Raw genomic sequence first — 11,991 nt, 5'->3', positions numbered from 1 at the left:
TCCTTGGCGAACCCTTCCACTCTCTCCCTGATGGGCTTTTTTCCGGATTCATCAATAAAAAACGGAGAATACTTGACAAATTCGGGGGGGGTAGGATTATGATGCTTATTACTGTTAAGCAATTATTTATGGGGTATAAATAGCAATTTTTCCCCATTCTTAAACTTGCCATCAATCAAAAATGACTAATCAACTGCTAAAAGCCCTTTGCCTTCCTGCGGTGACTTGTGCCGTTTTCAGTGCCATTCCCACCCATGCCGCTATTTTTTCAGGATAGGCAAGAGGCAAGAGGCAAAAGGAGGAATAGATAATCAGTCTTTAATAACTGGATTTAGTATAACTAGGGTTTATAACTGGGAAAATCGATATAACCTTCCTTGTCAAAAGAATACCAATCTTTCATCTGGGCATCGGGATTAAGAGGCCAATTATTGGCGAATCTTTCCACCAAATCGGGATTACTGATATAGGGGCGACCGAAAGCAATTAAATCCGCATCTCCCAACTGAATAGCGGCTTCAGCAGTTTCTTTGGTATAACCACAATTGCCGATTAAAGCACTATTAAAAACAGCCCGAAACTCGGATAAAAGCATCGGTTGATCCTTTTCATGAAAACCAAAAGCCAAGCCATCTAGCAGATGCAAATAAGCTAAATTATACTCATTTAATCTTTGGGCAACATAGAGAAAAGTTTCTCGAAAATCCTCGGAACCCATGTCATTATAAACCCCATTGGGAGATAGACGCACCCCCACCCGATGACTGGGAAAAACAGTTAAAATTGCCTCGACTACTTCCTGTAAAAAACGATAGCGATTTTCCCAACTGCCACCGTACTTATCCTGACGCTGATTAGTGGCCGATTGTAGAAAAGTATCGATTAAATAACCATTAGCTCCGTGAATTTCTATCCCATCAAACCCCGCTAATTTTGCCCTCTGAGCGGCCTTGCGGTAATCTTCGACAATTGCGGGGATTTCCTCGGTTTCTAAGGCTCTAGGGGTCTCGTAGGGCTGTTTGCCGATGGGTGTATGCAACTCCCCCTTAATCTTAATTGCGGAAGGGGCAACGGGTAAAGCCCCATTTTCCTGAAAACTAGAATGAGAAGCGCGACCACAGTGCCACAATTGACAGAACATTGGTGTTCCTTTTCTTTGGGCGATTTTTGTCACCATTTGCCATGCTTGCGCTTGTTCATCGGTGTAGATACCGGGGGTATTTTGCCAACCGTTAGCTTGGGGAGAAATTACCGTCGCTTCCGTAATCATTAATCCTGCGCTGGCCCTTTGCCGGTAATACTCGGCCATTATCTCATTGGCCAGACGTTTTTCTCCGGCTCGCGCTCGCGTCATGGGAGCAAGCACAAGACGATTTTCTAGGTTTAAATCTCCCAATTTAAATTGACTTAAAAGAGCCAGGGAAGTAGTGAAGGAAGTCATCGAATTTGCCGATAGAGAATTTAGGTTAATTTTACCGCAATTAGTTAAAACCAGACAATCACACCCAAGGATGATTGACTGGCTATCTGCGAGATTGTCCCTCTCCTAAGTTAGGATAATTAATCGGATCAACTAGCTGACTATAATTGATCTTGGTCATAAATCTGACTATAATTACCAGTTATTGAATTTATTCATCGTCCAAAATTAAAGAGACATAAACTATATTTTCTGGTGGTTGACTCATGATAAATTTCTTAGCAACTTCGGCATCATAAATATTGCTTAAATCTAAAGAGATAGGAACCTAAACTATCCGATCGCCCAAATAATACCACAGATTTACCTGTCCCCAGTTATGGATGAGGGGACTACCCCCATTCCATCACCTCCTTGACCATTTCTCTCAAGTCATCGTTCTTATTTTTTCCCTCCCGCTTGTCATAAAGACGAAAATTGATAGGAGAAAATTTTTTCTCCAATTCTGTAAAAATAGTGTAATTACGCTTATCTTTACCTGACCAGAATAGTCATTGTGGAGATGTCTAGTAACTGGTGTTTTGCCGATAAAACAGACTTTCTAGGGACTAAAACGAAATCATTACTCTTCGGTGCTTGCGAATTGTAAGAGGGTTTTTCAAAATCAGAATTTTTTATTAAACCTACCCAAAAATACCCAAAAGATGCAGACAGCCCCTACAGCGTGTTGATAAAAATCGGAAAATCCGAGTTTTTAGCAAGCATCGTGCATTTAATTGTGCTAATCTCGAAAAAATCGCAATTTTTTTTACAATTTATTTAGAACTAATTTATTAGTAAAAAAAGATGTTAAAAAAGTCTTGATCAACTTGGGCTTTGTGGCTAGTATGTAAAGCATATAGCTTCTTCGTTGGAGACACCTGAATGAAAGCCCTATTACTGTGGCCGCTGATGCCCAACTCCTTTTGGTCCTATCAAGAGACTTTAGATCTAGCCGGCTTGAGATCAACCAATCCGCCTCTGGGTTTAATTACGGTGGCGGCCCTGTTGCCATCGGATTGGGAAATCCGGTTTGTTGATCGCAATGTCCGATTGGAAACGGCTTCGGATTGGGAGTGGTGCGATCTGGTAATCATCTCCGCCATGATCATTCAGAAAAAAGACTTTCAAGAATTGATTGCCAAAGGGTTGCAGTTGGGTAAAAAAGTGGCTGTGGGTGGGCCTTACCCCACCTCCTATCCAGAAGTTGCCCAAAAAGCTGGGGCAGATTACCTGATTCTGGATGAAGGAGAACTGACAATCCCTCTGTTCCTGGCGGCCCTGGAGCGGGGTGAACCGAGTGGTGTCTTTAGAGCCAGTGAGAAACCAGATGTAACCATGACACCGATCGCCCGCTATGATCTGCTAGATCTGGATGCCTATCTGGCGATTACCGTGCAGTTTTCTCGCGGTTGCCCCTTTCAATGCGAATTTTGTGACATCATCAACCTCTATGGCCGCAAACCGCGCACCAAAACCCCAGAACAAATGTTGGCTGAGTTGGAGACGTTATACCAACTGGGCTGGAGGCGCTACATTTTTGTGGTGGATGACAACTTCATTGGCAATAAGCGGAATGCCAAGGTGTTTCTGCGGGAGTTGATCCCTTGGATGGAACAACACCAGTATCCCTTTAAACTGATTACGGAAGCTTCCCTTAATCTGGCCGAAGACAGCGAACTGATCGAGTTAATGGTCAAGGCCGGCTTTGTGCTGGTGTTTATGGGGATTGAGACCCCAGATACCGATAGCTTAATGGGCATTAACAAGGTTCAAAACACCCGCCAATCCCTGATCGAATCCTGTCACAAAATTACCCGCATGGGGCTGCAGATTATGTCTGGTTTCATTATCGGTTTTGACAATGAGAAACCTGGCGCAGGGCAGCGGATCAAAGAGTTTATTATGGAGGCGAGTATTCCCCAGGGGCAGTTTAGCCTGCTCCAGGCACTGAAAAATACCGCCCTGTGGAATCGCCTGCAACGGGAAGGTCGTCTGGTGGATGGCATGGGCACTATCCATCAGGGAGCCATGATGAACTTTGAGCCAACTCGCCCGGTGGAAGAGATTACCGAAGAATACATCGACGCTTTCTGGGAAATCTACGATCCTGTTAACTACCTGAAACGAACCTTCAACCATTTCATGATCATGGGGGGATGGCGCGGCAAATCGAACCGTAAATTAGATGGGCAACAGTGGCAATTGTTCCGTTCCTTGCTCTGGCGGCAGGGGATTGTCCGACCGACGCGGTTCCGTTTCTGGTGGCAACTGGCGGTGATTGCTTGGGTCAAGCCCCGTCTGGTAGAAGAGTATCTAGCGACCCTAGGGATAGGTGAGCATTTTTTTGCCTATCGCTATGAAGTAAGAGAACAATTACTAAAACAACTAGCCGATTTGAAGCAACAGAAAGCAAGGGTAGCCCAGCTGGAAAAAACGCTCAAAAACTAGACAATATCGCAGACGAACAGTCATTTATCCCTAAACAGCGCTCTTGAATCCTACCCCAAAGTAGAGCAACAAAAAGCGAGTGGGGTTGTTTGACTGTCCAGTCATACTAAATCCGTTGAGTATAGGCTACTTATGAGGACAGGCAAAAGGCACTCATGCAAAAGGCAAAAGTGGAAATAAATAATTAGTCTTTAATAACCAGAATAACCAGATTTAGTATTATTGACTTATTGACTCCTGTGTGTGATGAAAACCCGATCATAAAATATCTCCTAGTCTGGGTGATTAACACGGCTAAAATTCAAGCTTACATTATAACACCTTCTCGGCTAAAACTGATAAATTTAAACTATTTAAAATACGGGTTTTTATCGGTCTTTTTTCATCCCAAAATATCAAGGAGGAATAAAATTCTCTGCCTAGGGAAGAATTGAGAAGCTGTAAGGTTTTTTGAGCGGTATCTAAATCATCAAAGCTTAAGAAGTAAACGGTATCATCGAAAATAACCGGTTGGTTTTTATAGGGTAATATCAGGTTAAAATTTAGTTTTTTATAAAGTCCAGAAATGGCGATTTTAAAAGGAGAGAAGCTGTAAAAACCCACCCCAAATATACAAAAGTCTGTCTGATTTTGATAAATTTTGCTCTTTCTCTCCAGAAAATAATTTTTATGATTAACTAAATATTGCCAAGTTTTTGGGGCTAGATACCGTATATTTTCTGTAGATTCACCGATAAACTTCTGAGTTACCAAAATGTATTTATTGATAACCTTTAGGCGATTTTGTGCTACATCTGAACCTTTAAGGAGAGGATAAAGATAGGTGGGTTCAAGATCAACGACTTCCTTTAAACCATTGACAAAAATTCCATTAACCAACTGCAATTCCATGACTTTTGAACAATCATGTTTAATTCCTGAACGCCATTTTTCTTGAGGATGCCGATGATATAAATATTCTAATCTAGTAAAAGTATTTAAATCTCTGACTAGGATATTATTTTGATAACCAATGCGCTGAAATTCCCGTTCTTCAAAACTATTGAAAACATCACAAAAATAATTTTCTGAATGAGAATCAAATTGACAAAATAGAAGACAAGCATCTACATTAGCTTGAAAATATTTTTGAGTATTGATCGGATAAATTGCCGAGTAAACGAGATTAATTTTGTGAGTATAGATATAGTTTAAAATTTTTCTAGATACCGCTGTTTTACAGATAATTGCCAGATAAGCTGAACGTCGATCAAGACATTCGATGAGCTTAATTAACATCCACTCTGAAATATCAAAATTACTTTTTCCCGTGATGGCATCTAAACCGTGATAGCGTTGAAAATTGCTTTTTTGAGGTAAATTTTTTCCGTTAATAAGTCCTTGTTTTGAGTTGGTTATCCAAGGCAGATTCCCCAAGAATAAAATATTTTCTGTCCATGGTTGAGTCAGAGAATACCAGTCACAATCAAAAAAATTCTTCTGTTCAACTTGTATTCTTTGATCTTGGGATATTTGCCGATCTTGATTAATCTGAGTGATATAATCAGGATTAATTTCAAAGCCAAGGATTTTTTCAGTTTGTTTAAAGGTAAGTGATGCCGCTTTTAAAAAGTTACCTATACCACAAGTTGGCTCAATAATAACATCGGGTTTAACATGAATTTGCCATAATTTTTGACAAATCTTTTCGGTTAACTCCGGGGGAGTTTGAAAGTCTCCATATTCAATTTTAACCTGAGAAGCTTGCATGACTAATTCTCTCTATAAATGGCTATTAATCCTTCTTCTTGACCGGCAAGATCGATTACCCTAGCTTTTTTCACTTTGTGTTCTTTGTGCCTCTGTGGTTGCTCCCGAACCCTTCTGGGATAACCCGATAGAAAAGTTTATGCTAGGCTAGATTTAACCAGACTAAACCAAGAGAGCCTATTTATTTTTGACTGCAAGCAAAAATTTCTTCAAACCAATTAATAGCCCGATTTGCTAAAGCTTCCAGGGAATATTTTTGCTCGACTATTTTACGACAAGAGCGAACTAATCAATTAAATCTCTTGCCAGATAAGGATTTAGTCGATTTATGCCCCCCTATCGAACCATACCAAGTAACGAAGAACCTAAATTTTTAATGCCTGTAACTAATCCCTCGATACTATCGGGTTCAACTTTCATTTCGTGGCTTAGAAAAAGGACTGCTGGTGAAATCCCCAAGCTTTAGCGAGGAGCGAGGTGGGAAAGGCTTGGACTTGCTGATTATAAGCTTGTACCGCCTGATTGTATCGCATCCGTTCCACCGCTAGGCGGTTCTCCGTGCCTGCCATTTCGTACTGGAGGTTGATAAACAGTTGGCTAGACTGTAACTGCGGATTCGTTGCGGCATACTGGTGGAAACTTGCGATCGCCTGATCGATTTTGGCGATAGCAGCGGCTTTTTGTGCGGGGGTTAGTGCTTGCAAATAGGACTGACGGGATTGCACCAGCAAGGTGACTAAGGCTTTTTCCTGTTGAGCAGATGCTTGTGTGACGCTGACGAGATTGGGGATCAGATCGGCACGCCGCTGGAGTTGGTTTTCCACTTGCGCCCAAGCTGCACTTACTCTTGAGGCAGAACTCACCAGGGTATTATATGTCCACATTCCCGAAAGCGCAATCACCCCTAGTATAGCTACCCCCACAGATAGCAATCTCTGGCGTTGTTGTATCGCCTTCTTCTGTCGCTCTAACTTTTGCTGGCGTTGCGTCTGAACTTCCCGAATCGCTTGTTGGATAAATTCAGCCGGAATCCGCACTTCTTTGGCAGCCGCTACTAATTCCGACTCGGAGAAGCTCTGGGTGTAATCAGCATAGTATCGCGAGGCCAGTTCTAGCACTTCTGGCACAATTTCTTCAGGAATGCGAATTTCTTCGTCGTTCATGGCTAACCTTAGAAAATTTCCAAAAGATTCACTGTGTTTGATCACAAACAGCCATTACCAACTGTCGCCAGCACCGCCGCCGCCACTATCTCCGCCACCAAAACTACTGCCGCCGCTATCTCCGCCACCAAAACTACTGCCGCCACTATCTCCGCCACCAAAACTACTGCCGCCGCTATCTCCACCACTAAAACTACTGCCGCCGCTAATTAGATAGAGGCTAATCCTATATATCAGGTAAAAAATAACCGAACCCAACCACAGAGCAACTAACCACATCCAGAAATGTTGTACTCCTCGGCTATCATTCTGGGGGGTATCTTGAGTCAACTCTTTACTCAAGGATGGTTCTAAGGAGACAATTATGGCTCTTGTCCCCGCCAAAGTCCCGCCATCAAAATCTTTTTGCCGGAAGCGCGGCGTTATCTCTGTCTCGATAATATTGCCAACTTTCGCATCGGGTAAAATCCCCTCTACTCCATATCCTGTCTCAATTTCCACGCGGCGGTCTTTGACTGAAATCAAAAATAGCACGCCGTTATCTTGGCCTTTTTTGCCAATTTTCCAATAGTTGAAAAGGTTGGTCGTAAACTCTTTAGGAGAGGCGGCGGGAGCAGTTTCCGGTACAGTTACCACTGCTATTTCCGCTCCGTTTTTGGCTTCCAACCGAGCAATCATCCGGTTCAGTTGGGTTTCTGTCTCCGGTTGAAGAATCTCGGCTTTATCTGTCACCCATCCCCCGGAAACTTGTCGAGGATTGGGTACTTCTTGAACCGTCAGAGCTAGACCAGAACAAGGAACCAGGCAAAAAGCCACGCAGAGCGAACTGAGCCAAATAACTGGATTAGGTTTAACTGCTAAAGCTTTCATGACTTTCACCTCCAGTAAGTGAGTATTTGTGCCTTTCCGTTGCTGTGTGGTGACAGAAAGGCACTCTTGAAACATCGTCCTGCTTCCACTATATTGGGAGCATCTCATTTATGCAAGTGAGTAATTATATTAGACTTCAGCTAAAAACCCTGCTGCCTCACCAATTAATAGCCCGATTTGCTAAAGCTTCCAGGGAATATTTTTGCTCGACTATTTTACGACAAAAAGATCGATCGATCCGGTCTAAATTTTTAATTCCTGTAACTAATCCCTCGATACTATCGGGTTCAACTAAAAAACCAGTTTTTCCATCTTCAATAATTTCTACTGGACCACCACGACGATAGGCAACTACGGGAACACCACAGGCTAAAGCTTCAATAGCCACGTTACCAAAAGCCTCAACCCAGCGCGGGGTCATCAACAGGCCAAAACAGTCGCCTAGCTCTTTTTGTAGGCTCTCGGTGGGCAAAAACCCGCGATAATCCACTAAATCGAAACTATAGGTATCCTGTAAATTTTGCCAGTAGAGAGGATCGGAAATATGACCGAAAACCCGTAAAGGTACACCTAACCGTTGACAAGCGGCGATCGCATCCTCTAAAGCTTTTTCCGGGGCAATCCGTCCCACCCAGGCTAGACAGGGGGAGGAATCAGCCCGAAACTGATACAAAGATACGTCTAAACCATTAGCCAAACAGCGATAGGGGGGAGAGAGGGAGAAAGTTTCTGCTTGGGCGAGGGTGTGAAAAGCGAGTAAATGGGGAAAATTGCTGTAGGTTTTTTGAATAATATGATCCATCGCCAAAGAAACGGAAGCCATGCTGACTAAATGGGCGACGGGAGTGGCAAAAAAAGGAGTGAGATAAAAAGGGAGCCAATCGTAGGCAAAATTAATAATTAAATCGTACTGATTTTGTACCTGTTGGGCGTAGTGCCACATATTGGCCAAAACGGCATTTTCGGGCATTAAAATCGGGGCTTGCCGGCCCTGACTTTGGGCGGAAATCTGGGCATTTCCTGCTATAGTGATTAAGGGGATATCCTGCAAATGCGAGGCTTCTGGAGCCACTACCCGCACCGGATAGCCTTGCTTAGTCAGAGTGCGAGCGAGATTATAAAGAGTTAATTCTACGCCACCGCCGCCCCCCGAACCCAAAAATCCCACGGGGGTGGAGATAAATAACAGTTTTCGACTCAATTTTGCACCTCTGTGGGTGTGGTTTCAGTGAAGGAAGTATCCTGTACGTCATCATCTTCCGGTTCACCAGTGGTTTCTAGGGGAGCAATATCTAAACGGGGCGGTAATTGCAGATTTAACTGTCTGATTGCCCAGCGTGCTGTTTCTTGCACTTCTTCATCGGAATCATCGAGGGCATGACAAATTAATTGACTGATCTGAGACATGATATCGTAGAGTCTGGTTAAATCCCGGATAGCATTTTTCCGCACTTGGGGATTTTTATCCTGGAGAGAGATAGCCAAAGCTTGGTTCATCGGTCGCAGGGAGCGGGTACAGATTTGAGCGAGGGCTTCTAGGGTTAAACTGCGTTCGTAGGAATCCCCATCCACCATACTATCGACTAAAGGCTGCATTGCCCTAGAATCGGACATCTGTGCCAGCTTCCAAACCGCCCGTCTGCGGGTGCGGGGATCGTCATCGCGAAGACTTTCAATTAAACGCAGGATTAAGTCTACGTTCGGGATACGGGAGGTAGCTTGTACGGGCAAAGAAGGCTCGAAATCCTCTTCACCACTGCCATTAATGTCACTGCCGGTGTTGCTGTCCCTATTGAAGGAATTGCCATTGCCCCTAGAAAAGTTGTTGAGTGGGTTTTTAGGAGTGACGTAAGTTGTCTTTTTGCGGCGTTTTGAGGCTTTGCCCTTGGGACGATATTGAAAGAAAAGCGATAGTAAAGCTGCCAATAAAGCGATCGATAACAGAGCCGAGCCAGCAATTAACGGTATTGGTGAAGTCTCATTTCCGGCGGCGGCGTTGGCAGCCGTGGCGTTTTGACCTAGATACTTCTGCATATTAGCGATCGCATTTTGAGCAGATGTATCGTTCGGACGTTGTGCCAGAGCTTGTTGAAATTTTTCTAGGGCGAGTTGGTAATTTTTTTGGGCTGTGGCTTCGTAACCAGCTTTCATCAACTGATCGTAAGTGGCCACAGTCTGGGGTTGCTCTAACCTAGGGGGAGTTTGAGCGTTAGCCGTGGGTAAAGTCTGGAAATTATGACCCCAACTGCTCACACCGATAGCTAACAACAATAGGAAATTGGGTTTGATCATAGAATTAATGTAACTGTTTAGGGGGGGGGGGTAAAAGTTATAATAGCCTAAAAGCCATAAATGAAAAGCACTGAACTCCAGAGATGGGTCATAGACCGCAATGATTGGGAAAAGCCCTCGGTGAGCGTGGGGCGAATAGTACGGCTCCTACGAGCGAGGATAGAGTCCACTGTTTAGAGCTTAGGGATTATCTGTGAAAAACTGGCTTAATTAAGCTTGCACAGGCGTTTTGCGCCATTTTCGACCTTGAATAGTCGTGTGTACTTGCCAATTAGCTACGGTTTCTGGATAATCGCCCCGATAGTGACCGCCTCGGCTTTCTGCTCGTAATAAGGCACTTTCCAGAATTAAGTAGGCGATGTCTAGAAGATTTAACGTCTCGATCGCTATTCTTATTTCTAACTGCACCGAGGGACACAAAAATAATTGTTCTTTGTCGGGGAGAAGATTCTGGAGAAATTGGCCCATCTTTAAGGATTCTAACTGTTGTTTCCACTGCTGCACCCGTAGGATAGCAATTTCTAACTCATTTTGAAATCGGCAAATTCCCGCATTTTCCCACATTAAAATCGGTAATTCTCTCCGTACTTTTTGCCAGTCTTCCTGTTCTTCCTGCCAGTTTTCCGCAATTTCTAAGGGTTTTTCTGGTCTTTCCCCAGGAAAGTTTTCTGGCTCTAGACCTATTGCAACTAAATTTGCCGCAAAGACAATACATTCCAAGAGAGAATTACTGGCTAAACGATTGGCTCCATGAACACCTGTACTAGCCGCTTCGCCGATCGCATACAAACCGGATAGAGAAGTGCGGGCGTTTAAATCTGTGGCCACTCCTCCCATCCAATAGTGAGCGGCGGGGGCGACCGGAATCACATCCTCAAGCACATTAATGCCCCATTTTTGACAGATGCGGATAATATTGGGGAAACGATAACGCAGACGCTCCGGTTCGATTGGTCTTAAATCTAGATATACTTTGGCATGGGCGGGATCGTCGGAGGTTTTCTGCAAATGGCTAAAAATCGCCCGACTCACCACATCCCGGGGGGCTAATTCTCCGGCAGGATGGTAATCGAAGGCAAAACGCCGCCCCTGGGCATCAATTAAATGCGCTCCTTCGCCGCGCACCGCTTCACTAATTAAAAACCGCGGTGCCCCCGGCACAGTCAAAGCGGTGGGGTGAAACTGAAAAAATTCCGGGTCGCGAATCACTGCCCCCGCACGCCAAGCCAGGGCGACTCCATCCCCCGTGCTAACGGCGGGATTAGTGGTTTGGGCATAGACTTGACCGCCGCCTCCCGTAGCCAGAATGACTGCTTGCGCTCGCATCCAACAGAGATGATCTTGATGGAGTAAACAAATACCTTGACAGCGTTGCCCTTCCGGGTCAAGCCAGAGTTTCAGCGCGATCGCTTGGGGAATAATGGTAATATTGGGGCGCTCGGTCACTTTTTCCATCAGGGTACTGACGATCGCTCTCCCCGTGCGATCAGCTGCGTGCAGCACCCTGGCCTGGGAGTGGGCAGCCTCAAGAGTGCGGGCTAAGTCGTCTCCAGAGCGATCAAAACTAACCCCCAACCGCAGCAAATCAGCGATCGCTTGGGGGGCTTTCTCGACTAAAAACTGCACGGCATTGCGATCGCATAAGCCCGCTCCAGCTTTCAGGGTATCTTCTAAATGGAAAACGGGGGAATCCTGCGGGGACGTGGCCGCCGCAATTCCTCCCTGCGCCCAATCACTAGCCCCAGTTTTTAAATCTTCTTTGCTAATTAAACCCACCTTTAAGTTAGGGGGTAAACACAGCGCGGCATACAATCCCGCCGCTCCCGATCCCACCACTAAAACATCTTGATAACTCGGCAGTTGCGAGGAAACGACCATTGAGGGGTTAATTGATAAATTCTATTTATTCTAGCACTTCATCGAAAATTTTGGGTCTGAAACCCCGTCGTTTCACGACGGCTTTACCGTTAAATACTAGCGCATTTACCAAATATATGCTAAAATGTG

General features: G+C 44.5%; 8 protein-coding genes and 1 pseudogene. 2 read left to right on the top strand and 7 right to left on the bottom strand.

What is annotated here, in order from left to right; translation table 11 throughout:
• Window positions 1-181 precede the first annotated feature (181 nt).
• Window positions 182-271, top strand: a pseudogene (locus tag BGL89_RS21265) (PEP-CTERM sorting domain-containing protein); the annotation flags it as partial.
• A 69-nt stretch (window positions 272-340) separates the two neighbouring features.
• Here BGL89_RS21265 and BGL89_RS11755 read toward each other — a convergent pair.
• Window positions 341-1,441, bottom strand: coding sequence for an alkene reductase (locus BGL89_RS11755; RefSeq protein WP_286825858.1), 1,101 nt, complete (start codon window positions 1,439-1,441; stop codon window positions 341-343).
• A gap of 903 nt (window positions 1,442-2,344) precedes the next feature.
• On the opposite strand from BGL89_RS11755, the gene BGL89_RS11750 reads away from it, so the two are divergent.
• Complete coding sequence (locus BGL89_RS11750) at window positions 2,345-3,910, top strand: B12-binding domain-containing radical SAM protein (protein ID WP_286825857.1); 1,566 nt, start codon at window positions 2,345-2,347, stop codon at window positions 3,908-3,910.
• Window positions 3,911-4,222: 312 nt separating this feature from the next.
• Here the strand turns inward: BGL89_RS11750 and BGL89_RS11745 are convergent, their stop codons facing one another.
• From BGL89_RS11745 to nadB, 6 genes are all read right to left on the bottom strand, one after another.
• Complete coding sequence (locus BGL89_RS11745; RefSeq protein WP_286825856.1) at window positions 4,223-5,659, bottom strand: SAM-dependent methyltransferase; 1,437 nt, start codon at window positions 5,657-5,659, stop codon at window positions 4,223-4,225.
• Window positions 5,660-6,087: 428 nt separating this feature from the next.
• Entirely contained in the window at window positions 6,088-6,822 is a 735-nt protein-coding gene (locus BGL89_RS11740; RefSeq protein ID WP_286825855.1) for a LemA family protein, read from the bottom strand.
• Between the two features lie 54 nt (window positions 6,823-6,876).
• Window positions 6,877-7,767 (bottom strand): TPM domain-containing protein, encoded by an 891-nt coding sequence (locus tag BGL89_RS11735; RefSeq protein WP_286825854.1) that lies wholly within the window; start codon window positions 7,765-7,767, stop codon window positions 6,877-6,879.
• An 82-nt stretch (window positions 7,768-7,849) separates the two neighbouring features.
• Window positions 7,850-8,893, bottom strand: coding sequence for a glycosyltransferase (locus BGL89_RS11730; protein WP_286825853.1), 1,044 nt, complete (start codon window positions 8,891-8,893; stop codon window positions 7,850-7,852).
• Window positions 8,890-9,984 (bottom strand): HEAT repeat domain-containing protein, encoded by a 1,095-nt coding sequence (locus BGL89_RS11725; RefSeq protein ID WP_286825852.1) that lies wholly within the window; start codon window positions 9,982-9,984, stop codon window positions 8,890-8,892. Before BGL89_RS11725 ends, BGL89_RS11730 begins: the two co-directional genes overlap by 4 nt.
• A 210-nt stretch (window positions 9,985-10,194) precedes the next feature.
• On the bottom strand, window positions 10,195-11,862 hold the full coding sequence (gene nadB / locus BGL89_RS11720; RefSeq protein WP_286825851.1) for an L-aspartate oxidase: 1,668 nt from the start codon (window positions 11,860-11,862) through the stop codon (window positions 10,195-10,197).
• Window positions 11,863-11,991 lie beyond the last annotated feature (129 nt).

Source organism: Microcystis sp. LSC13-02 (assembly GCA_002282935.1).
Classification (GTDB): domain Bacteria; phylum Cyanobacteriota; class Cyanobacteriia; order Cyanobacteriales; family Microcystaceae; genus Microcystis.
This window is presented reverse-complemented; position numbering and strand designations above follow the sequence as displayed.